Consider the following 23,069-nt stretch of genomic DNA (forward strand, 5'->3'; position numbering starts at 1 on the left):
AGAGAAAGTAGGCCTAAATCCAAAACTAACTGCTCTTTTTCGCTTTAAGCGTAACGAGTTGTCCCCAAATAGTTTTGATTGATTAAGCTGTGTTCGAATTCTTGGCTCGGCATTGGTCTTCCGTAAAGGTAACCTTGGCCCACATCGCAGCCTTCGTTAATAATAAATTGCTCCTGAACCTCCGTTTCTATGCCTTCAATCGTCACTTTTAAGTCGAGCTTTTTGGCAATTTGGACAATAGAACGAACAATTTCCGAGTCTTCGTGTGAGTTGAGCATTTGGTCGATAAAGCTCTTATCAATCTTAATGGTGTCGAATGGGAACTTCTTCAGATAACTGAAGGAGGCGTAGCCCGTACCGAAGTCATCTAGTGACAATGTAACGCCAATATCGTGCAAAGATCCCAAGGTATTCTTGGCAACCACTTCATCTGCTATCAGTCCACTCTCCGTAACTTCAAGTTCTAAGAAACGAGGCTCTAAATGATAGGTTTCGAGTAGGTGAACCACTTGTTCCGCAAAGTGTACGTTCTTGAGTTGAATTGCAGACACATTCACAGCCATCTTGAAATCTTCAACGTATGAGGACCACTCTTTGGCTTTTTCAATCGCATTGCGTAAAACAAAGCTGCCCACTTCGAAAATCAAACCGTTTTGTTCAGCCATGTGGATCAGGGTTTCGTTAGAGATATCACCCAAAACAGGATGTCGCCAACGAAGCAAAGCTTCAGCACCGACCCAGCGATGCGTCAACGGGCTAACTTTGGGTTGAAAGTAGAGCATAAGGTCATCATTACGAACGGCTTGAAGCAAATAGCCTTCGATCTTATTAATGTGAGTTTGTTCTTCGGTATGGGATTGAGAGTAGTAAGCGAACTTTTGTCCTGAATCTTTGCAGGCTAACATCGCTTCAGAAGATTTCTGCAGAATGCTTTCCGCGTCATCTTCGTCGTTCGTAATTGCAATCCCAATAAACGCGTGCAAATGCACTTTGTCACTTTCGATGTCGAATTCTGAATGACCAACTTTAACGAGCGTCTGGCAAAGTTCTTCAAGGCGATGGTGTAAATCTTTAACGCTAAACGCCAATACGAAGTCAACCGAAGTAGGGCGTGCAGTTAATACATCGATATCAGAAATACAGTCGATGCGTTTTCGGTATTCAACAAGCACTTGGTCTAACGCGTTATAGCCGTAGCGTGCTTGTATGCGTCTACCGTTGGTAAAACCAATATGAACGACTGCAAATGAGCTGTCTGTCAGCCTTCTCTGTGACAGTAGCTTGTGGTTTAAGCGAGATTCAAATGCGTTTCGGTTTAAAAAGCCGGTGCCGAGGTCGTGATTCTTTTGGAAGTTAATCTTCTGTTCAGCCGCTTTTCGTTTATCAATTTCTTGATTCAACGAGTAATTAAGGCTCGCGAGATCTTTAGTGCGATTGTAAACGCGGTTTTTTAGGTCGCGATTCATTTGGGTAAGCTTGGCGTGTTGGAATAGGGTTTTAAGCTGAGATTCAATCGAAGTCCGAAAGCTCTCTAACAGTTTGATATAAGTAGGGGTGTAGTGATTCTCTTTCGAGTCCAAGATACAAATGGTGCCAAACAGTTCACCGTTAGGCCAAAGTAATGGAATACCACAATAGGAGACTAAGCCGAGTTTGATGTCTGGGTTGTTGTCCCACTTAGGATCGGCAAGCGCGTTAGGCACAAGAAGCTGTCGTTGAGTTTCCATCACTGTTTCGCAGTACAGCCCATTCCCCAGCGTTTCAGAATCACCTTTGTTGTATGGGTTGTTCTCGCTACGACTGGTTGAAAAAACTTCAATGTAATTGGCGTGAACACGCATGATTAGTGCTGCGGGCACTTGAGTAATTTGAGCTAAGAGGTCGACAATATTCTGCCAACCGTGCTCCATATCGTCTGGGATATCTAAATCGAGAGTTTTTATTTTCTTCATATGACTCCGAGTCAATTATGCTAAATGCATCAACACATCCTGTGTTAATTATGATGAACCAAAGAAAACTGTGAATCTTACGTTAACTAAGTATAAGAAATGTTGCACGAAAAAACCTCCGCAATTATGCAGAGGTTTTCAAATGTGAATCCGGGTCTCAGTAATGAGATAATTTTAGATTAAGGCTTTAACTTTATAAAATCTTCTGTATTAAGTTTCTGGCTATAATCTACCGATGGTTGAGCAAACCCATTTAATTGTAGAAATTCTTCTTTAAACCCTTGGTAATCCCCTAAGGTTTGGAAGTTATTTTCGTCCATCTTTTCTAGCAGTTCAGTTACGTGCGCTTGGGTTTCTGGGTCTAATTCCCAATCATCCATACGGATCAATCGCTCACCATCAAGTGGTACTTTGGATTGACCATAAAGTTTACTGCCAAACAGACGCTGCATTTGTTGGATACAACCTTCGTGGGTCTCTTTCTCTTTCATCACCTTATACAAAGCAAGTAAGTAAGGGCTTAATCCAGGGATGAAAACGCTCGCTTTAGTGACTAGGGCTTTACATACCGCCGCGTAAGCGTTGCCATCAAAGTTAGCTAACTCTAGATTAAGAGCGTGGCTGGTTTGGTGAAGGTCGATCTTAGCGCGTCCCAATGTACCGTCTAAATAGATAGGATGTGTGACTTCTGGACCCACATAAGAAAACGCGATTGTCTTACAACCCGGAGCAATAGATTCTGCGTTGATGAGCTCATCTATCCATTGTTCCCAATCTTCGCCTCCCATCACTTTGAGTGTGCTTTCGGCTTCTTCTTCCGTCGCGGCTTCAAGCGTGTTGGTGACCCAGTTGTCGTGTTCCAGAGAAATGGTTGCGCCAGTTACGCTTTCACCAATAGGTTTGATGGCAGAGCGCCAAAACTCATCGGAATCTGGTTTAGGACGAACGCCTGCAGCTAAGCTATAGATAATCAGATCCACTTCACCTTCGAAGTAGGTTTCAATGGCTTCGACAACTTGTGAGCGTGTTTCTTGCGAAAATGCGTCGCCAACGATGTTGATAGCAGTGCGTTGCTCTCGTTCGGCTTCTTTTTTGAAGTAGATGTTGTTGTACCAACCAGCACTACCTAGGGATTTTTCGTTTGGACCGCGCTCGAATGAGACGCCGATAGTGTCAGCTTTTGCGCCGCCAAAGGTAAGGGCAATACGAGCGGCAAGGCCAAAGCCTGAGGAAGCGCCGATAATCAGTACTCGTTTAGGGCCATCTTTGATTTGCGGCGCACTCTTAACAAACTTGATTTGTTGCTTTACGGCTTCTTGACAGCCAAGAGGGTGAGCGCTTTTGGCTACCACACCCTTGATAACAGGTTCGATCAGCATAAATAACCTTACAGTTAACGGTGATATGCACTCAGGCTAACGTAAAGCTGTGTAAAATTTATTGAGCTAGACCATTAAAACTTAAAGATACTGATATAATTCTTCGGCGACGAATTCAGCAATCCAAGGTTGAGCTTCTGGTTTTGGATGCAGTCCATCGTTCATCATCCACTCAGGTTTGAGGATGATATGCTCTAGGAAAAACGGCAAAAGTGGCACGTTTTGTTGATCAGCAAGCGCTGCAAAAACGTATTCAAACTCCTGGTTGTAACGCTTTCCGTAATTTGGTGGGATTTTAATCTGCATCATTATAGGTTTGGCGCCCGCAGCTTTTATCTGCTCAATGATCTGCTCAAGATTTGCAGACATCAGCTTAGGTGGGAAACCACGAAGTCCATCATTCGCACCAAGTTCGATAAGAACGGTGTCTGGAGCATGTTCTTCAAGCAATTGTGGTAGGCGGGCTAAACCATTGCCCGTTGTATCACCAGAAATACTCCCGTTAACCACGGTTACCGTTTTGTCATGCTTTGCTAACGCGTCTGGTAACAGGCTTGGCCAACTCTGTTTGATGTCCATGTTGTAACCAGCACTCAGGCTATCACCAAGGACCAGTAACTTAGAATCTAAGCGGGTATCTTGAGCCAAAGAAGCGGTTGAAAATAAAATAAAGAATAAAAAGGAAATTAGTCGAGTCATGCATACATCCATCATTAAAGCAGAAGCTGTTTCGAAGACAGTGTCTACTAATCAAGAACATTTAACAATCCTAGAGCACGTCGATATCGATATTCGTGAAGGCGAAACTGTCGCGATTGTCGGCACGTCTGGCGCGGGTAAATCGACCTTAATGACGCTGCTTGCTGGTCTTGATGTACCAACGAAAGGCGAAATCAGTTTATTAGGACAGCCACTTTCACAGCTTGATGACGAGGCAAGAGCGAAGATCCGCAGTGAATCGGTAGGGTTTGTATTTCAAAGCTTCTTGTTAATTCCAAGTCTTTCAGCGCTACAAAATGTCACGTTACCTTGTTTGTTAAAGGGAGAAGACGAAGACATCGAACGCGCGACTGCTCTGCTTGAATCAGTAGGCTTGAAAGACAGGCTTGATCACTTACCGTCGCAGCTATCTGGTGGTGAACAACAAAGGGTCGCGTTGGCGCGCGCATTTATGATTAAGCCAAAAATTCTTTTTGCCGATGAACCCACAGGCAACCTAGACCAACAAACGGCAGCCAAAATTGTTGAGTTGTTGTTTGAATTGAACTCATCCCACGGCACAACTTTAGTTTTGGTGACACACGATCCTAAGCTTGCACAACGTTGCCAAAGAACACTCAAGATGCATGTCGGTCAGATAGAGGAAGTCTAAATTGAATTCATCAAACGGACTGAATAAACGCCTGTTTTCATGGAGTATCGAAGAGATTCGACACGGCCAGTTGTGGCCAGTTTCAATCGCTTTAACGCTTATTATTGCTTGTGTATTTGCATTGTCGGCGTTGGCCGAACGTATGGAGCAGGTAATTGTTAAACAGGGCAAAGATGCGCTTACTGCTGATAGCGTGTTTATCTCAGCAAACCCAATTCCGCAATCCTTGTTAGACCTCACTCAAGTTGAACAATTAGAAAGATCTCAGTTGACTCGTTTTTCAACCATGGCATTCAGTGATAACTCAATGCAGTTAGTGACGGTAAAAGCAGTTGAAAGTAATTACCCATTACGCGGTGAAATGATCTTAGAGGGCGCTGATAAAGCATCAAGTAACCATGTTGAGCCGGGTGAACTTTGGCTAGACGAGCGTATATTTGCACAGTTAGAGGTTGAAATTGGTGACAATGTCACTATTGGTGATGCCGATTTAGCGATAACTGGACGAATCACTCAAGAACCAGGCTTAAGCTTTAACCCATTCCAACAAATGCCAGCTGTGCTGATTCATACAAGTGATATCGATGCCACGGGAGCGATTCAACCGGGCAGTCGCGTTAGCTTTAGATTGTTTTTAAATGGTGATGAATCGAAACTCAAAGCCGCACAAGACAGTATCGAACTGACACCAAGTGACCGCTGGCGTACACAAGACTCAGCCAGTCGTACCAACGACATGTTCGAAAGCACCACTCAATACTTATCACTAACGGTAGCTATCGTAGTGATCATGGCTGCGACCACTTTGGTACTCACTTGCCAACATTATGTTGCGAGTCGTCGTAAAACCATCGCGATGCTTAAGAGTTTAGGTGCAAGCAAGCAGTGGATCGTTAAATGGTTGTCTGTACAGGTATCTTTGTTAGTGGTTATCGGTGCAGTACTGGGAATAACCATCGGTATCGGCTTGGAGTTTTTGCTTCGTATACCTCTGGGCGACTTATTACCAACGCCACTTCCTAGCTATGGTATTGAACCTGCAATCTTGGCGATTTTATCAAGCATCCTAATTGGTGTTCCTGCTCTTGGTATCCCGTTAATTGGCTTGGTCAACACCTCGGCAATCAGCGTTATCCAATCAAGTCACCAGTCCAATGAAAGCTACAAGAAATATTTGTTGTTACTGGTGCCTATTATTCCAATGATGCTGATGTACGGCGATAACCTGTTGGTATGGATAGTTCTAGCGGGTATCGCTTGCCTGTTCTTAGTGCTTGCGATTGTGAGTACGCTTGTTCTGCGTTTGGTCGGCAAACTGCCGACGTCGACGTCTATGCGCTTGGCATTGAGCCGAATTAATCGCACACCATTAGCAACAGGGATTCAATTTGGCTCTTTAGCGCTTTCACTGATGTTGCTGTCTATCATCTGGTTGGTAAGAAGTGATTTACTGTCAGATTGGCAACAAACCTTACCCGAGAACGCACCGAATGCGTTTGCACTTAACATTGCAAGCTATGAGAAAGACAGTTATCTCGAGACGATTGATGCAAACGAAGTAGAGCGTACTCAAGCGTTTCCAATTATCCGAGGACGACTGACGACGATAAACGGTGTTGAAGCGTCGGAATACAGCGATACCTCAGGCGAAACAGACGCACTAAGTCGAGAGATCAACTTCACTTGGGGAGATAGCTTACCCGAGTACAATGAAGTGTTAGAAGGTAACTGGACGCAAGAGCATGGCGTATCTGTGGAATCGGATGTCGCGGAGCAACTGGATCTAAAGATTGGCGATGAGCTGTCATTCACAATCAACAGCCAGAATGTTTCTGCCAAGGTGAATAGCATCCGCAAAGTCGAGTGGCGAGAAATGAAGCCGAACTTCTACTTCATTTTCACTCCAGATGTCTTGAGTTCAATCCCTTCTACTTGGCTAGTGAGCTTCAGATTAGAAGAACAACACAATCAGATGCTCAACGAACTCTCTCGAAATCATCCAACCGTGAGTTTGATGGATATTCGTAAGATGGGTAGCAAGATCCAAGAGTTGCTTAAGCAGATTGTTTGGTCGATTACCGTACTTGCGGCGCTAGGTGTGGTGGCGGGGCTGTTGCTTATCTTCACTCTATTGCGATTGAGCTTATCTCAAAGACAACAAGAGATACGCTTGTATCGAACATTAGGCGCGAGTAAGAAGCGAATTCTCAATACTATTTGGTGTGAGTACGGTTTAATGGCGTTAGTCGCAGGCTCAATTGCAGCCCTTGGTTCTGAGCTCAGCGTGGCAGGAGTGATGAACTTTGGTTTTGAGTTACAACCTTCACTTCACCCGATGTTGTGGATAGCGCTACCGGTGCTAACGTTCATCACATTAGCCGCGGTAGTGAATAGCTTAATCAAACGTTTGTTGGCACCAGTAAACAAGGATTTTGGCTAGTCGTTAGCGAGATCTAGCCAAGCGCTTAAAACGGTCTAAAAGTGAGATTATTTATACTTAGTCATGCACTATTTATAATACGTCGCTTTAGACCGTTTTTTATTTAACCAACCGGTAGCATAAGTAAAAAATATCGCACCTTAGATTCCACTGTTTTTAGCATTTTTTAAAACTAATTACCCAATAATGCCGATTTAGTGAACAGCGGTTAGTCCCTGTAAACAAAGGGTTTGCGCAACTTAGCAAGAACGTTATCAACAGTTATCCACAAAAACGGTGGATAACTTTAGGGATAAGTTAACCGCTATGTTTTAAGAGTACTGAGGCAGCCTTTATGTGGCGTCACTTAGGACAAATTTGACTGTTAGAATAACCTTTAAAACCCTATCTGGAGTTATTGAGTCAAGAGATTATTTATGTTTTTTACATAGATATTAAATCCCGCCTATCTAAGACCTTGATAAAAATGTGTTTTAATTCATCGCAGAACAAAAGTAGAATAGAGGCAGTTAATCTTATTCTACAGAACACGATGAACCACAACAAAACGGATACAAATCAACCTTCTATTGCCATTGTTGGTGGTGGTATTGCCGGAACAACGAGCGCGATTCACTTTAGTGAGTTGGGTTTTAAGGTCACTATCTTAGAAAAAGGGCCGAGTTTGGTTAATGGTCCACCAATTTGCCACCTGCACGCTGGCGGCAATTTGTATCGAGATATTTCTGTAGAGCAGTGTCTTCAATTGCTCACACAGTCAATTGATACCGTCCGCTTATTCCCTCATACGATCAATATTCGTCCGACAATCATCGCCGTTCCGCACAGTGATGGTGGAGAGCCGTTGGATCTGCTTCCTCGTCTCAAGATAATCAAAAGCGCTTATGCCGATCTTGTTAAACAAGATAAAAGCAACCAAGTGCTCGGTGATCCGGAAGAGTATTATAAGCTGTACAGCAAAGAAGATTTATTAGCACTTTCTGCGAAAACACAGCCTCTGAAACCAACATCGCTTGATGATTGGTGTATTCCTTTCGCCAAGCATACGGATTTAGAGACCCTAAAGTATCCTGTTGCGATGGTCCAAGAGTATGGCTGGAGCGTATTCCGACTTTCTGCGACCGCTCAACTCTCTTTGGGGCAACAAGCTAACTGTACTGTGTTAACCAACAGCCGATTACAATCTGTTGAGTCGACAGGTCAAGGTTGGTCTTTGACTTATACCGATGCCGAAAACCAAAGCTGCCAACTAACGACCGATTACTTGATTAATGCGAGTGGGTTTGAAACGGGTATCGTAGATGACTTTGTTGGCTCTAAGCAGCAAAGACTTGTTGAGTTTAAAGCTGCATACGTTACAGAGTGGCCATATTCGCAAGAATGTAAGGAAGAGTGGCCAGAAGTTATCTTCCATGGCCCGAGAGGCACACCGCAAGGCATGGCGCAATTAACGCCGTATGCTGATGGTGTGTTCCAACTTCACGGCATGACAGAAGGGATTACTCTGTTTGAGGGTGGGCTTGTTTCATCGTCAACAGACTCGTCACAGCCACAGTTGCCTTCGAAGCTGCTTAAGAAAATCGTATCGGGTTGGAGTGAAGATCAGCTTGAATTAAGAACTCGCGCGGCAATAACGCATATGTCTCAGTTCATCCCAAGTTTCAGTTCTGCATTGGTCGGTGGTAAACCTTTGTTTGGTGCACAACAGATTCCGGGAACCGATCCAAGCTTAAGAGCTTCAGACGTTTCATTCTGTGGGGATCGCTATGCTCGACTTGAAGTAGTAAAAGCTTCTTCAACATTAGAAGCGGCACAAAAGGTCGCTGAGCAATGGTTTGATGTATCAGAGGCGGCATCTATTGAAGACACACACTCAGTGACAATGTCACTTAATCTAAATGATATTGAAAACAGAGCGATAGATTTGACACAAGAACGTGGATACCCAGAAGCGCTTGCCAAGGTGTCAGGTCAAGATCACGCTTAATAGCCTATAATTAGTCTATCATCATCGACTGCGTTTAATTTCTTCAATTCGGCTTACTGTAATAGGTAAGCCGAATCTTCATTTCAACATCTGCTTAGATACCGAACCTCATCTAAATGACATCTTCCTAGTTGATTATTCTCAGCTACATAGCATTTAGCACATAACACATCGCAAAAACTAATAGCCGAAAAACTGAGCCCATTGGCACCAAACATCTTGTAAGCCCAAGCGATCGCCCTTGCTGAACGATATCGCATGTCCAGGTTTTGCTTGCGCCAAGCGTGGTAAATCGATTCTGGCGACACATCCTATCTTCGGATAACCACCTATGGTCTGTCTATCATTAAGCAGCACGATAGGCTGTCCATCTTGTGGAATTTGAATCGCACCTAAGGCAATGCCTTCTGACAATAGCGAAATGTCAGGCGAGTCGACGGGTTCGCCACTGAGTCGATAACCCATCCGATTTGAGTTTTGGTCAACGTGATACTGCGCGTTATACAAAGTCTCTTTTGCTGACTCGGAGAATAGCTCGCTTTGATAGCCTTCAATCACTCGTAGGTTCACGGGTAGATTGTAATCAGGCGTGTATCGGAAGGTAACACTCAACGCTTTAAATGGATGAGAGAGTTGGTGTTGGGTAAAAGCGATTTGTTGCCCTTGTTGGCATGGCTCTCCATCTTGCGTTAATCCACCAATCTTTTCACGAGTGACTGTAGAGCAGCTATCAAGAGTTGATGGAACATCGAAACCGCCCTTAATGGCTAAATACGCCCTTAGACCATTTTTAGGCAAACCAAATGAGAGAACTTGCCCCTTAAAAGCTTGAAAAGTGCTCCAGTTAGCCTGTGGTTTACCATCGAGTTTCGCTTGTAAATCACCCCCGCATAGTGCCATCTCGCAATCAAAATCGATTCTCAACGCACATTGCCCAAGCGTGATTTCCAACGCCGCTTGGTTGACTGGGTTGCCCAATAGATGGTTAGCCCAGCTATAAGAGTAGTCATCAACCGGTCCACCTTGCGTTAATCCAAGATGAGCAACACCAAATCGCCCAAAGTCTTGAATCAAACTCAACGGGCCGGGCTTAATCACTGTCAGTGTTGGTTTAGTTTTTGTCTTAGCCATTTACGATGCCTCCACCCAACTCTACAAATTCTTTTTTTGAAATCGCTATGAAACGGACGGTATCACCAACATTAAGCAGAGACAGTGGTCTTTGCGTGATATCGGCGTTCTTCAACTGGCTATGATCGAACAACGGAAGTGGGCAATTGCCAATAATATTCCAACCGCCCGGTGAATCCGAAGGGTACACAGCTGTTTTCGTATCCGCGATGGCGATACTGCCTTTGGGCACAATTAAGCGGGGTGTGGAGTGACGGGGCAAGGCAAGCTCATTAACCACATCCGACATAAAGGCAAAGCCAGGCGTAAACCCAATCGCACTGACGCTGTATGTCTGTGAGGTGTGATGTTGAATTATCTGGTCGAGCGACAGGCCTTTGTTTTGATATCGGTCTAAATCGAGCGCCGTTTCTGGTGAGTAATAGGCAGGAAGCTCAATCGTATCGCGAGTTTTACTAACACTAGAAAAGGACGACAGAGCATGACTCAACAAATTATTGAGCTGTTCAATGAGCTGCTGTTCTGATATTCGATAAGGGAGGTAGTCGACCAATATTGTTTGGTAAGCCGGTGTCACATTCATCAACACCGATGCTAAGTTTTGGCGAATGGCATCGGAAAAGTGAGCTATGTATTGCGCATATTCGGCGCTAGATTGATTATTTGAAGGCGATAGCGTCAAGGTCACCAAAACGCTGCATTCCGCGACTGGCGCTATATTGAATTCAATCTGATTCGTCGTCATTTCGTTTCCATACGTTTGTTATCTTGCCTTTTTTAGCTTACTTGGCGTGTCTCACTTCCGTGTCCAAGCCAATACAAATCAATTAGATCTCACGAGCGATTAGACCATGCGTCATACCAATCACACGCTTCATACTAATTAAAAGCGTTGAGGTCTTGTCTGATTTTTCTAATTAATGCGATGGATTGAGGGTTATCACCATGAACACAGATAGTATCAGCTTCAATAGGCAGTCTTTCGCCCTCTAAAGTCGTAACCGAGCCATAGTTAATGATTTGCATAACTTGGTTATAGATATCGTCTTGATTGACGTAAACCGAGCCTTTTTGAGTACGTGGCGCTAATTGTCCGTTATTTAAATAAGCACGGTCGGCAAACGCTTCAAACAAGATAGGCAAGTCATGGTCGTCAGCAATATCCAAATACTGTTGATTGTCTGATGAAGAGAGAATCATCAACGGGATGTTAAACTCAGCGACGGCTTGGGCTACCGCATTGAACACATCAATGTTTGCCATCATATCGTTATAAAGAGCGCCATGAGGTTTCACATAGCCAACAGTGGTATGGTGATAGCGGCAAAGGGCTTGTAATGCACCGACTTGATAACAAACCAGCTCACTGATTTCGTCCATGGTGTGTGGAATAGAACGGCGACCAAAACCAACGAGATCTTGATAACCGGGATGAGCACCAATTTGGGTGTGATAGTGCTGCGCCAGTTTTATCGTCTTGGACATAACGTGCGGATCAGACGCGTGGAAGCCACAAGCGATGTTTGCCATATCGACCCATTCCATGACCGACTCGTCATCGCCCATCTTCCAATTGCCGAAACTTTCTCCCATGTCGCAATTAAGCAAAATCTTCGTTGTCACGTGGTGCTAATCCTTTACGTTGAGGTAAGTAATGACGGTCTTATAAATACCATAAATAAACAGTGACCTAACTCAAACTTTCGACACCGTAGATTTACCAGTATGGCATTTCATATATAGTTGAACTATTGATTAAAGGATTAATATCTATCTGTATATTAGGTGAGCACATGATATCCCGCCAGGTTTGCTTAGGACTAGCATTAACGATACCTGTTTTTGTCTCTGCTCAAGAAAACTCTCTAGACCAGCTCATGTCGATGAGCCTTGAAGAGTTGTCTATGTTAGATGTTGAAATGGAAACGGCTTCGAAAGTGACACAAAAACTTACCGAGATTTGTGTCAACCAAGAGTCCGTATATGTGAGGATCTCTCATGAATTCTAAATGGCTTAAGCACCGCATTAAGCTCGGCTTATCTAAACTAGGCTTAGCGGCTTTAACGATGCTTATTGTGCCGTTGAACACCTCAGCTGCTAGCTTCAAACCTTATGAAGTGAAAGCGGTGTACCTTTTTAGAATTGCGAATTTTATACGTTGGAATGATGAAAGCTCAATGAACGCTGTGAACTTTTGTGTGATTGGCGATGAAAAGGTAAGCCAAGTGCTAACGTCAATTACCGAGGGGAAATCTATTCGTTCGCTCGCTATCCGAGTTCAACAGTCGATTACTTCTAAGTGTGATATTACGTATTTGTCTGACCGTAAAAATGACCAATTTCTTAGTCAAGAGCACTCGCCACATACTGTGACAATCAGTGATATCCCTAACTTTACGGACTTAGGTGGAATCATTGAACTCACGCACATCGATAATAAGCTCAAACCTAAGATCAATCTAGAGAACGCAAGGCGCGGTGACTACGTCATTGGCTCGAACCTGTTACGAATCGCTATAGTGGAGGGCCAATAATGTTGTCTTTCATTAATAACATATCGATTAAAAACAAGCTGATATTACCCATTATCATCTTCATCGCAGTCACTTTTGTAACGATCCAATCGGTAAATTACACTGTCACGTTTGAGAGAGAGAAAGAGAGTCTTATTCAGCGTGTTAAAGTGCTAGCACAAGGTGTTGCTTATAACTTGCAAGCCGCGATTTTATTTGAAGACAAGTCATCGGCTCAGGAAATATTGTCAGCTTTCGTCGCAGATAAAGATATTGTTAGAGTGAAGCTCTATGACATCAACGAACAGCTTTTTGCCAGCTATCAGGTGAGCAACACTCTGGTTCCAAGGCCAAACGCAGAAGAATTAGACGATATCGCCGATCATCAATTTGCCATCTCTGAGCATTTCATCTTCTTGCTCGTTCCAGTGACACTGGATGGCGCAGTGATCGCGAACTTGAGAGTAACAATATCGAAAGAGACGTTTAATTCGATCTTAACGAATATTTTCAAGGTTGCGGTCGTCTACCTGTTGTTTCTGGTGATGTTAGGCGGAGTAGTGGTCAAATTGGTGCAACGCTTGATTATCGAACCGATGTTTGACCTCAATGAGGCGATGCAAGCCTTTGTTGAGCGTCGTTCGAAGCAGCCTAAATTAGTCGTAACGAACCGCGATGAAATCGGCGATCTGGTTCGAGCTTTCAATACCATGTTAGAAAGGCTTCAACATCGCGATAACCAAATCAATTTTACGTTAGACAAGTTACAAGAAGAAAAATCATTCGCAAATGAGGTCATTGAAACCGTTCAGCACTCTTTGTTGGTGGTGGATGAAAAAGGGCTCATTCTTCATGCGAACGCAGCTACTCGGGATATTTTTAAATGCTCGGAAGCCTTTCTTGAGAATTTGTTGATCCAAGAGTTGATCGCGACCAAGCAAACGGGTTACTTACAAGATGTTATTGATGCCAATATTGAACTTAATGACGAATTGCTGGAAACCACCGATCTCTTTCAATCAAAACGCTGGCTTCGTGTGAGCAGTCGTTCTTTGACAAAACATGGTCGTATTCTTTATGCAATCCAAGATGTCACCGACATAGAAACGGCCATGAGTCGCCAACGTATTGCTGCGGGTGTTTTCGAAAACAGTAAAGACGGCTTGATCGTGCTCAACTCATCCAATGTGATAACCATGGTTAACCCGGCGATCACACAACTTCTCGGTTATCACTCTGATCTGCTGGTGGGCAAAACACCATTTGAAGTATTTTCGTGGCAGCAATTTTCATCATTGATGCCGACAATTCGCAGTTCGTTAGACAACTATGGTCAATGGCAAGGCGAAGTGTGGGAGAAGAGTGCGTCTGGTACGTTAGTTCCAATGTTTGTCAAAGTGAATCGAGTTGCCTCAGACAACGAGAAAGACGAGTTTGATATGGTATTAACGCTGTCTGATTTATCCAACGTTAAAGAGATGGAAAGACTCGAACACTTGGCTCATCACGATGCATTAACCGGGTTAGCGAATAGAGCGCAGCTGTATAAGGTTATGGATGATGTTGTCACGTCGAGCCACTATTCAAATCAGCATTTTGCGGTTATCTACTTGGATTTGGATGGCTTCAAAGAAGTGAATGACAATTATGGACACGATGCGGGTGACGAAATCCTTAAAGAAGTGTCAAACCGGTTGTTATCTCAGGTAAGAGCGGGGGATTTGGTTGCACGTTTGTCGGGTGATGAATTTGTTCTTATTATTAAACAGACAAACAAAGTCTTATTAGCGAAGTTAGCCGAGCGATTGTTGGATCTGATCGGGCAAGAAGTGAATTATAAACAGCGTTCACTTCATGTTGGGGCGAGCTTAGGTATCAATTTAGTTGATGGCTCAGAGCGTGATATTGACGTGATTCTAAAGGTTGCTGATGAGGCTATGTACCAAGCGAAACGCAAAGGAAAAGGTCAGTTTGTGTTCGCTCGTGAGGGTAAATAGGCACCGGTGTTTGTGAGCTCACCCTAAGTTGTTGTATCATAAGTGATAGGTTGAATATTTTTAATTAAAAGGTCTGCTAAGCATGAATGTTTTAGTTACAGGTGGCATGGGTTACATTGGTAGCCATACAAGTATCCAGATGATCAACGCAGGTATGACACCTGTACTTTTTGATAGCTTGTACAACAGCAAACCAAGCGTTCTAGAGCGCATCGAAAAAGTCTCGGGCGTTCGTCCCAACTTCATTGAAGGTGACGTTCGTGATAAAGCGCTTTTGACTGAAACTATGAAGCAACACAACATCGAAGCGGTTATCCATTTTGCTGGTCTGAAAGCCGTCGGAGAGTCTGTGGAAAAGCCTCTTGAATACTACGACAACAACGTAAACGGCACTTTAGTTCTTGTTGATGCAATGCGTGATGCGGGTGTAAAAACCTTGGTATTTAGCTCTTCAGCAACGGTATACGGTGATCCTGCAAGTGTGCCAATTACTGAAGACTTCCCAACAAGCGCTACCAACCCATATGGTCGTAGTAAACTAATGGTTGAAGAGTGTTTAACCGATTTCCAAAAAGCCAATCCTGATTGGAGCATTACACTGCTGCGTTACTTTAACCCTGTAGGTTCACATCCAAGTGGTGAGCTAGGTGAAGACCCGCAAGGTATCCCAAATAACCTAATGCCATTTGTCTCTCAAGTAGCAGTGGGCCGCCGTGAATTCCTATCTGTATTTGGTAGCGATTATCCAACAAAAGACGGGACTGGCGTTCGCGATTACATCCACGTAATGGATCTGTCTGATGGCCACATCGCAGCGCTTGAGAAAGTAGGGTGCAAAGACGGTCTTCATATCTACAACCTTGGTACGGGTAACGGTTCAAGTGTGTTAGACATGGTTAAAGCATTCGAACAAGCAAGCGGTAAAGAGATCCCTTACAAGCTAGTTGAACGCCGTCCTGGTGACATCGCAGAGTGTTGGGCAGATCCAGCTAAAGCTCAGAAAGAACTGGGCTGGAATGCAAGCCGCACATTGGCTGAAATGACCGAAGATACATGGCGCTGGCAGTCAACAAACCCGAATGGATTCCCTGGTTAACCTAGTGGTTTCGTGAATGATTCAAAAATTAAAAGATGCTTTCGGGCATCTTTTTTGATCTTAATCGAATAAAAAGTAAATTAGTGGTTAAAAAGTATCATTCTGTATCCGCTGTGTTATTATGCTCGCGAATTATATGTTTAATGTTAATTTTCTTTGGAGTTAATCATGGAACTAGGCCTAATCATCACTTTCATCGTTGCTGCTGCAGTAATGGTTAAAAAAGAGATGGCAGAGAAGTAATTTCACTTATTACCTTTTTTATACAATTTTTTAGTGAAATAAATTAAAAGCCAGCAATTAAGCTGGCTTTTTAGTTTCTGCTGTATCAGATTCTGTCGTTAAGTTTTCTAACGAGTTAGAATTCGTATTTAGCTGTAATTGACCAGTTACGACCTGCTTGCGTGTAATCTTTATCTTCTTGTGAGAATCCACGAACGTCATTCCACGAGTAGTACTCTTCATCCGTAACGTTGAAGAGACCTGCTCTAAGCGTAAGATCCTTCATCGGCAAGTAGTATGCTGTTAGGTCAACTACAGTTGCTGAATCAATTGGTAGAATTTCATCATTCAAACCATCGCTGTTGATATCACTAGACTTCTTACCTGCTGTGTAGCTTATGTTAAGTGATGTACCCCATAGTGCTGAAGGAGCATCATAGTTAAAACCAACGACAGCGTTCCAAGGGTTTACACTGTTAAGAGGATTACCTTCGCCATCTTCACCTTCAGTATACGTTGCAGAAACACGAGTACTAACACCTTTCACTGGCATGAAGCTATTCCAAGACTGTGTATTTGACGCTTCGATACCTTTAATTACGGCTTCATCAATGTTTACATTCTGATATATTGTTGGATCGGCCGGAGTGGCTGAGCCACTAACTGCTACGTTATCAATAAAGTTATCATAATCGCTGTAGAAGATAGCGATTTCGCTTGATGAATAATTTGTGTTATGACGCCAACCTAACTCGTATGAAATACTTTCTTCAGCTTCTAAGTCAGGGTTAGGGGCATTCAAATAACCGTGAGCAGGATTACCAAATGAGTAGTAAAGCTCTTGGAAATCAGGAGCTCTAAAGCCTTGGCTGATTTGACCGAAGATCTTATTTTCATCATTAAGCGTGTAAGTTGTACCCAAACGTCCGGTAACAGCTGAGTCTGAATATTTTGCATAAGACTCTTCTGGGTTACCACTTGGGTTTTGACTTGTATCACCTGGATCAGTTTCAAAACCATCAAAACGAACACCCGGAGTAATCATCCAATTTCCGATCGTCATTTCATTTTGAGCAAAGAATCCATATTTTCTTTCAGATGCGGCAGGGATGTAGAAAATAACTTGGTCTGCGCTGATGGAGTTATATTCGTTATTAACGTTTTTAATGTCTTTGTCCGAATATGAAGCGCCATAGATAAAGTAGTTTTCTACATTACCCGTCATGAAGAACTTATCGAATTGCACATCAAATTGATAACCTTCATCCTCGTAGATATAGTCCTTTTTCTGAACATTACCTGCCGGAGGTAGGAACATACCGCCATTAGAAGTACGATTAGTTACGCCATTCTCTTCTTTGCTCAGCCAGTCAGCTTGCCAAGTAATAGTATCTGCAAACGCTAGGTCAGCATCCCAAATATGTTTGATACCGATTTGCTGTTGGCTAGTTGTGTCTTCGCCAGTGTAGTCGGTGTAACTTGCACTATTTAAATCGGTATCACCAGAATTCTCAATGAAGTTACCAGAAAACTCTAAACGGTGTTGTTCGTTTAATTGGTACTGAAGCTTAACCAACAAGTTGTTGTTCTGAGTATCTTGCTCATCAGGTGTACCAAAGTTATCAGTTTGCTCACCGTCTCTGCGAGTATAAGCAACTAACGTTTCTAGGTCGCCAATACGATTTGCTAAAGCAACCGATTCGCTAAAGGTATTATCAGATGAAGAGTAGTTGAACTTCGCGTGGCCACCGAAGTCTTTGTCTTTTAAAAAGTCACTCGGGTCTTTTGTTTCGAACGCAGCAATACCACCAATCGCGTCAGACCCATACAGAGAAGAAGCCGCACCTTTAACAATCTCGACAGACTTCAACATATCCGTATCGACATCAATGCGTGAAGAGTTAATGAAGTTATATGACTGAGTACCACTTGGAGTAAATTGGCTAGTTTGTGATACTCCATCAACGATAACCTTTACTCGGTTACCTTCCATACCACGAATGTTAATACCTTGAATCCCTTGGCGAGAATTCGTAGTCACCGTGACACCTGGTGTGTACTTAAATAAGTCTTCTACATCCGTAACCATGTTTTTTTCGATATCTTTATCGTTAATCACAGTTATCGACGCAGCAACATCTTCAAGTTGTTGATTAGTACGAGTCGAAGATACAACAACCTCATCAAATAGGGCATAATCTTCAGCAAAGGCTGATGTTGATGAAAGCGCTAAAACGATTGAAGCAGAGAGTAGGGATTGCTTATACATCTGATAGTTACCTTAGTTCCATAGTATTATCTTGATTTGCGAAGATGATATTGGATCTAAATGATAATTACTATTATTTGCATTTAATTAATTTTCAACTTTATCAACTAATTCATAATTAATACTCTTAAATATCTGTATTAAAAAGACTTTTACAGTTCCATTCACAGTTTGAATGCTTCTTTTTTTGTGATTCAAGTCTCATTTATAAAGTAGGAAAGCTATGCATAGTCCAATAACACTTGAAGCGTTACACATCCTAGACGCCATCGACCGACGTGGAAGTTTCGCCGCCGCGGCCAATGAAATGGACAGAGCGCCTTCATCACTCAGCTATCAAATACAGAAGCTTGAACAAGATCTAGACATCATGATTTTTGACCGCTCAGGCCACCGTGCAAATTTCACGGAAGCGGGTCAGTTGATACTTGAGCAAGGTAGAATCATTCTTGGAGCTACAGAACGTCTTGTTAACGAGGCAAGCATTCTAGCCAATGGTTGGGAGCTCGATTTGACCATCGCCTTTGATGGCATTATCCCGATTGCTAACTTTTTCCCACTGGTAGATGAACTAGGAAAAATCAGTAAAACACGCGTTCGTTTGCAAGAGGAAATCTTAGCGGGTTGTTGGGAATCTCTCACAGATGGTCGTGCTGACTTATTGATATGCCCTAAGCTCGATACAATTCCAAACGATATGAAAAGTGACGTAATTGGTAAAATGGAGATGGTGTGGGTCGCGGCATCAAGCCACTATGTTCACAATCGTTCTGGTGAATTCGATCAGAAGGCGAGAGAAAGTTACAGGGTTATTGCCATTGCAGACACCGCACGCGATCAGCCAGCACTAAGCATCAATATTCTAGAGAAACAGCCACGTTTAACCGTGACAAGCTTTCCTGCGAAAGTAGAGGCTTTGACATCAGGACTAGGGATTGGCACCTTACCGAATAGTGTCGCTAAACCTTTGATTGAATCTGGCGTACTACAGCAGATCTCCGGTACAGAACCACAACCGATCGATATTGTTATGGCTTGGCGACGCAACAAAATGGGCGACGCCAAGTCTTGGTGTATCCAACATCTTAAAAAGACATGGGCGTTAAAGTAACGGTAACACCATATCTGCAGTACCATCTTCAAAGCTGATATCTAGCTTAAAACCGAGCTTTTGAGCTAGTGTCAGCATCCCTCTATTGGTTGGCATCGTCATACCCGACATCTGCTTGGTCTGCTTCGCACGGCAGTAATCGATAACCTTGGTCATAAGAATGCGACCTAGACCAACACCTTTAAGGTCAGAACGAATCAATATTGCGAATTCGGCGTCTGTGTTCTCAGGGTTAATCAGCGCACGGGACACGCCGATGATCGCTGGAACGCCTTGTTCCTCGCGAACGACCACAAAGGCGATTTCTCTATCGAAATCAATCTGAGTGAAATTCGCCAACGCCTCATGATTGAATTCACCGACATCACTAAAGAAACGCTTATAGAGATCTTCCTTAGACACACGGTTAATGAAGTCAGCATGAAGCGGTTCATCTTCGGGAAGAATAGGGCGTAACAACACTTCGGTTCCATCTTTTAGCTGGATACGTTCTTCAAGCTCGACCGGATAAGGGCGAATCGCAAGACGTTCCTGTGGATCGCCTTCGTACGCTTTCAAGATGATATCGGCATCTAATATCGTGAACTTGTCACCATTTGCCAGTACTGGATGGATATCCAAATCATGTATTTCAGGGCAATCCACTACCATTTGCGATATACGTACCAATAACTCAGACAAACCTTCTATATCGATGGGGTTAGGGAGTTTTTGTAGACGAATCTTGCCGCTTTTTATCGCTCGAATAATCAAGTAACGCGCCAGTGTCATGTTGAGCGGTGGAAAAGCAGCTGCGGCATCAATCGACTCATCCCACTCCGAACCACCTTGTCCAAGTAATATGATTGGGCCGAAGGTTTCGTCTGTTGTAACCTTAATACGCAACTCTTGGCCGCCCGCGAGCTTAGCCATACCTTGAATTAACAAGCCGTGGATGTTTGCTGTAGGGAAGGATAATTGAGAACGATCGAGAATTGCCTGAGCCGCATTGGCAACTTCACTGCTGTTTCGCAAATTGAGCATCACGCCTTGTACGTCTGACTTATGTGCAATATCCGGCGAACGTAATTTTACTGCGACGGGATAACCGATCGTTTCAGCGATGTGTACCGCTTCACTTGGGTCAGAAGCGATCCAAGTTGGTAACACATCGAGGTTGAAGCTCTTGAAAAACTGACTGTTTTGGTGAGTATCAAGGCTAACTGTATCTTTATCCAGTAGTTTTCTTTCTATCCAACCTTTCGCATCTGCTAGATCTTCAATGTGTACTTTTTCTGCAGTGGTCGGCGTTTCCATTAACTGACGTTGGTTACGTCTGTACTCGACTAAGTGCATGAATGCGACCACAGAGCTTTCAGGGGTCCGATAAGTTGGGAAACCCGCTTCGGTAAACAGCTTTCGTGCGGGCCTTGCTGTTAGCTCACCAGACCAATTCGTCAGGATGTTAAAGCGCTTGTGGCGAGGGTGCTTCTTAATCGCTTCAATAATTCGTTCTGCCGTTTTAGCGGAATGTGCGACCGCTGAAGGGCTGTGCATGATAAGAATCGCGTCTGCTTCATCGCCATCGAGTAAGATGTTTATAGTGTCGATATAACGTTGATCACCAGCGTCGCCGACAATATCGATAGGATTGCTATGAGACCAACTCGATGGCAAAACCTTGTTCAACTTATCAAGTGTCTCTTCTGAAAACTCTGCGAGCTTACCACCGCGGTCAAATAGGGTGTCCACAGCCATAATCGCAGGGCCGCCACCATTAGTAACAATAGCCAAGCGCTCGCCTCGCAATGGTACTGAATGAGTCAGTGTTTCTACCGCAGCAAACAGTTCATGTAAGTTCTTAACTCGTAGCATGCCGCTGCGTCGGATTGCGGAATCATAAATAATATCTAATGTATCGGCACCGCCAGTGTGAGCCATTGCTGCGGCTCTGCCTTTCGCCGTTCGACCGCCTTTCAACACCAAAATTCGTCGGTTACGCGAAGCCGCACGCGCTGCAGAAATAAAGCGCCTCGCATCAGTAATGCTGTCTACATAAAGCAATATCGCTTCGGTGTGAGAGTCGGTACTGAGATAATCCAATAACTCCGAGAATTCGATATCGCTACCATTGCCTATAGAGATAAACGCCGAAAAACCGATCTCTTTGTCATTAGCCCAATCGAGAATAGTGGTACACACAGCTGCCGACTGAGAAACAAAGGCGATCTTACCGGGTAATGCTGTCACTGGAGAGAATGAGGCGTTCAAATTTAACCAAGGAACAATCACCCCCAAACTATTGGAACCCAACACTCGAATGTTGTGCTTTTTGGCAATCGCTAGGCATCGTTCATCATACGTCTCACCATTATCGCTTTCTTGCTGCATGTCTGAAGAAAGCACAATGACAGAGGCTATACCTTTCTCAGCCAGTTCTTCAAAAATAGCGACATTACGGGTCGCATTGGTACACAAGATTGCGAGGTCAGGAACAATCGGTAACGACAAAATGTTCTTGTAAGAAAGCACACCGGCCACTGAATCATATTTCGGCGTAACCGGCATCACCGCACCTTTAAAATCCCCATGCAACAAATTGTTCATAACAATATATCCTGCGCGTGTTTCTCGTTGAGAAGCACCAACAACAGCGATTGAACGGGGTTTAAGTAGGGGATCAAGATGATTCATAGACATATCCTAGCAATGCACGTAAGTTCATCGTAACTTACTTTGCACTCACAGGTTGATGGCAAATTCACCGAATTCAGATGAATAAGCAAACACTGCATAAAGTTTGTGAAATAGGTCACCCACTAATGGTGTATAATCCCAAAGTTAACTTGATTCTAAACCGACGTATCGGCATGATTTATAGTAATTATTATTAAGGATATAGAGCTTTCCATGAAAAAATTTGCAATTGTGACTTTGCCACTGCTCTTGGCTGCGTGTGTATCTGACGACTACGTTACCAATGTCACTTCAGATAGTTATCAAGAAGAGTACAAGACGGCCAAAGTTGAAGCTCCAGTTGTATCTCAATCTGAGCAAACAGGCGTTGTTGAAGAGAATGTCGTCAACGTTATCAAGACCCAACCTGTTGAACAGAAAGTGACTCAAACGACTAGGGCTAAACCCGTTGCAGTAGTAACAGGCCCAACTAAGAAACAACAAGACATGAACCAGCGTTTTGGTTACACAGTTCAAGTTGTTGCAGTTGGCAGCCAGACTAAAGTCGATTCTTTCGTGAAAATGCTACCAACGACTTCTCAACCAGTTTGGGAAAACTACAAAATGGTTAACGGCACTAAGTGGTTCACTGTCCTTTACGGTGATTACGCGACACGCTTAGAAGCTAAAAAGGCAATTTCAACTCTGCCGACCACTTTCCAAAACTTGAAGCCGTTTGTTAAGAGCATTGATGACATCAAAAACTCTGAATACCCAACGCTTAACAAGTTGAACTAAGTTTTAATTCATAAAGAAGGGGCAAATGCTCCTTCTTTTGTTTTAAGACGAACAGTTTTGTTTAATAGTTAATCGCTCGATCTTTCGAGCGCAATTTTAACAATCAAAACACTGTACCTATCTCGACTTTTGTTTATCATTGAAGT

Annotated in this window: 17 protein-coding genes; 9 read left to right on the top strand and 8 right to left on the bottom strand. The window is 43.5% G+C overall.

Going from position 1 to position 23,069, the window contains the following annotated elements:
• Positions 1–44: 44 nt before the first annotated feature.
• The 3 genes from AB4154_RS14520 to AB4154_RS14530 all read right to left on the bottom strand — a co-directional run bounded on the left by AB4154_RS14520 (position 45) and on the right by AB4154_RS14530 (position 4,030).
• Positions 45–1,952 carry an EAL domain-containing protein gene (locus AB4154_RS14520; protein WP_372123364.1) on the bottom strand — a complete coding sequence of 636 codons (1,908 nt, stop codon included), beginning with the start codon at positions 1,950–1,952 and terminating at the stop codon, positions 45–47.
• 179 nt (positions 1,953–2,131) lie between these two features.
• On the bottom strand, positions 2,132–3,331 hold the full coding sequence (gene fabV / locus AB4154_RS14525; protein WP_017067782.1) for an enoyl-ACP reductase FabV: 1,200 nt from the start codon (positions 3,329–3,331) through the stop codon (positions 2,132–2,134).
• Between the two features lie 81 nt (positions 3,332–3,412).
• Complete coding sequence (locus AB4154_RS14530; protein WP_372123366.1) at positions 3,413–4,030, bottom strand: arylesterase; 618 nt, start codon at positions 4,028–4,030, stop codon at positions 3,413–3,415.
• On the opposite strand from AB4154_RS14530, the gene AB4154_RS14535 reads away from it, so the two are divergent.
• The 3 genes from AB4154_RS14535 (at position 4,029) to AB4154_RS14545 (ending at position 9,130) form a co-directional block, all read left to right on the top strand.
• Complete coding sequence (locus AB4154_RS14535; RefSeq protein ID WP_004730959.1) at positions 4,029–4,703, top strand: ABC transporter ATP-binding protein; 675 nt, start codon at positions 4,029–4,031, stop codon at positions 4,701–4,703. The genes AB4154_RS14530 and AB4154_RS14535 overlap by 2 nt on opposite strands.
• Position 4,704: 1 nt before the next feature.
• Positions 4,705–7,143 carry an ABC transporter permease gene (locus tag AB4154_RS14540; protein WP_372123368.1) on the top strand — a complete coding sequence of 813 codons (2,439 nt, stop codon included), beginning with the start codon at positions 4,705–4,707 and terminating at the stop codon, positions 7,141–7,143.
• Between the two features lie 532 nt (positions 7,144–7,675).
• On the top strand, positions 7,676–9,130 hold the full coding sequence (locus AB4154_RS14545) for an FAD-dependent oxidoreductase (RefSeq protein WP_017060081.1): 1,455 nt from the start codon (positions 7,676–7,678) through the stop codon (positions 9,128–9,130).
• A 180-nt stretch (positions 9,131–9,310) separates the two neighbouring features.
• On the opposite strand, the gene AB4154_RS14550 is transcribed toward AB4154_RS14545, so the two are convergent.
• From AB4154_RS14550 to AB4154_RS14560, 3 genes are all read right to left on the bottom strand, one after another.
• Positions 9,311–10,261 carry a biotin-dependent carboxyltransferase family protein gene (locus tag AB4154_RS14550; protein WP_372058323.1) on the bottom strand — a complete coding sequence of 317 codons (951 nt, stop codon included), beginning with the start codon at positions 10,259–10,261 and terminating at the stop codon, positions 9,311–9,313.
• Positions 10,254–11,006, bottom strand: a complete 753-nt coding sequence (locus AB4154_RS14555; protein WP_017060083.1) for an allophanate hydrolase subunit 1 — start codon at positions 11,004–11,006, stop codon at positions 10,254–10,256. Before AB4154_RS14555 ends, AB4154_RS14550 begins: the two co-directional genes overlap by 8 nt.
• A 134-nt stretch (positions 11,007–11,140) precedes the next feature.
• Positions 11,141–11,884: a 5-oxoprolinase subunit PxpA gene (locus AB4154_RS14560; protein ID WP_372123369.1), complete on the bottom strand. Its 744-nt coding sequence runs from the start codon at positions 11,882–11,884 to the stop codon at positions 11,141–11,143.
• 170 nt (positions 11,885–12,054) lie between these two features.
• Between AB4154_RS14560 and AB4154_RS14565 the strand changes: the two genes are divergently transcribed.
• From AB4154_RS14565 to galE, 4 genes are all read left to right on the top strand, one after another.
• Positions 12,055–12,270, top strand: a complete 216-nt coding sequence (locus AB4154_RS14565) for a hypothetical protein (RefSeq protein ID WP_102394477.1) — start codon at positions 12,055–12,057, stop codon at positions 12,268–12,270.
• Positions 12,260–12,796: a YfiR family protein gene (locus AB4154_RS14570; protein ID WP_017060086.1), complete on the top strand. Its 537-nt coding sequence runs from the start codon at positions 12,260–12,262 to the stop codon at positions 12,794–12,796. Before AB4154_RS14565 ends, AB4154_RS14570 begins: the two co-directional genes overlap by 11 nt.
• Positions 12,796–14,772 (top strand): diguanylate cyclase domain-containing protein, encoded by a 1,977-nt coding sequence (locus AB4154_RS14575; RefSeq protein WP_136974594.1) that lies wholly within the window; start codon positions 12,796–12,798, stop codon positions 14,770–14,772. Before AB4154_RS14570 ends, AB4154_RS14575 begins: the two co-directional genes overlap by 1 nt.
• An 82-nt stretch (positions 14,773–14,854) precedes the next feature.
• Positions 14,855–15,868, top strand: a complete 1,014-nt coding sequence (galE, locus tag AB4154_RS14580) for a UDP-glucose 4-epimerase GalE (RefSeq protein ID WP_017060088.1) — start codon at positions 14,855–14,857, stop codon at positions 15,866–15,868.
• 358 nt (positions 15,869–16,226) lie between these two features.
• Here galE and AB4154_RS14585 read toward each other — a convergent pair whose 3' ends face one another.
• Positions 16,227–18,359: a TonB-dependent hemoglobin/transferrin/lactoferrin family receptor gene (locus AB4154_RS14585; protein WP_372123371.1), complete on the bottom strand. Its 2,133-nt coding sequence runs from the start codon at positions 18,357–18,359 to the stop codon at positions 16,227–16,229.
• Between the two features lie 223 nt (positions 18,360–18,582).
• On the opposite strand from AB4154_RS14585, the gene AB4154_RS14590 reads away from it, so the two are divergent.
• Positions 18,583–19,470 (top strand): LysR family transcriptional regulator, encoded by an 888-nt coding sequence (locus AB4154_RS14590; protein ID WP_065584957.1) that lies wholly within the window; start codon positions 18,583–18,585, stop codon positions 19,468–19,470.
• On the opposite strand, the gene AB4154_RS14595 is transcribed toward AB4154_RS14590, so the two are convergent.
• Positions 19,462–22,143, bottom strand: a complete 2,682-nt coding sequence (locus AB4154_RS14595; RefSeq protein WP_017069918.1) for a bifunctional acetate--CoA ligase family protein/GNAT family N-acetyltransferase — start codon at positions 22,141–22,143, stop codon at positions 19,462–19,464. The two genes, AB4154_RS14590 and AB4154_RS14595, sit on opposite strands and share 9 nt — an antisense overlap.
• 216 nt (positions 22,144–22,359) lie before the next feature.
• Between AB4154_RS14595 and AB4154_RS14600 the strand changes: the two genes are divergently transcribed.
• Complete coding sequence (locus AB4154_RS14600; protein ID WP_372123373.1) at positions 22,360–22,923, top strand: SPOR domain-containing protein; 564 nt, start codon at positions 22,360–22,362, stop codon at positions 22,921–22,923.
• Positions 22,924–23,069: the final 146 nt, after the last annotated feature.

Source organism: Vibrio sp. 10N.286.51.B11 (genome assembly GCF_041469245.1).
GTDB classification, from domain to species: domain Bacteria; phylum Pseudomonadota; class Gammaproteobacteria; order Enterobacterales; family Vibrionaceae; genus Vibrio; species Vibrio crassostreae_C.

What these genes read in the sequence shown, in the direction of transcription:
- AB4154_RS14520 (WP_372123364.1), bottom strand. Translation starts at nt 1,952, where the DNA reads ATGAAGAAAATAAAAACTCTCGATTTAGATATCCCAGACGATATGGAG.
- fabV (WP_017067782.1), bottom strand. Translation starts at nt 3,331, where the DNA reads ATGCTGATCGAACCTGTTATCAAGGGTGTGGTAGCCAAAAGCGCTCAC.
- AB4154_RS14535 (WP_004730959.1), top strand. Translation starts at nt 4,029, where the DNA reads ATGCATACATCCATCATTAAAGCAGAAGCTGTTTCGAAGACAGTGTCT.
- AB4154_RS14530 (WP_372123366.1), bottom strand. Translation starts at nt 4,030, where the DNA reads ATGACTCGACTAATTTCCTTTTTATTCTTTATTTTATTTTCAACCGCT.
- AB4154_RS14545 (WP_017060081.1), top strand. Translation starts at nt 7,676, where the DNA reads ATGAACCACAACAAAACGGATACAAATCAACCTTCTATTGCCATTGTT.
- AB4154_RS14550 (WP_372058323.1), bottom strand. Translation starts at nt 10,261, where the DNA reads ATGGCTAAGACAAAAACTAAACCAACACTGACAGTGATTAAGCCCGGC.
- AB4154_RS14555 (WP_017060083.1), bottom strand. Translation starts at nt 11,006, where the DNA reads ATGACGACGAATCAGATTGAATTCAATATAGCGCCAGTCGCGGAATGC.
- AB4154_RS14565 (WP_102394477.1), top strand. Translation starts at nt 12,055, where the DNA reads ATGATATCCCGCCAGGTTTGCTTAGGACTAGCATTAACGATACCTGTT.
- AB4154_RS14570 (WP_017060086.1), top strand. Translation starts at nt 12,260, where the DNA reads ATGAATTCTAAATGGCTTAAGCACCGCATTAAGCTCGGCTTATCTAAA.
- AB4154_RS14575 (WP_136974594.1), top strand. Translation starts at nt 12,796, where the DNA reads ATGTTGTCTTTCATTAATAACATATCGATTAAAAACAAGCTGATATTA.
- galE (WP_017060088.1), top strand. Translation starts at nt 14,855, where the DNA reads ATGAATGTTTTAGTTACAGGTGGCATGGGTTACATTGGTAGCCATACA.
- AB4154_RS14585 (WP_372123371.1), bottom strand. Translation starts at nt 18,359, where the DNA reads ATGTATAAGCAATCCCTACTCTCTGCTTCAATCGTTTTAGCGCTTTCA.
- AB4154_RS14590 (WP_065584957.1), top strand. Translation starts at nt 18,583, where the DNA reads ATGCATAGTCCAATAACACTTGAAGCGTTACACATCCTAGACGCCATC.
- AB4154_RS14595 (WP_017069918.1), bottom strand. Translation starts at nt 22,143, where the DNA reads ATGAATCATCTTGATCCCCTACTTAAACCCCGTTCAATCGCTGTTGTT.
- AB4154_RS14600 (WP_372123373.1), top strand. Translation starts at nt 22,360, where the DNA reads ATGAAAAAATTTGCAATTGTGACTTTGCCACTGCTCTTGGCTGCGTGT.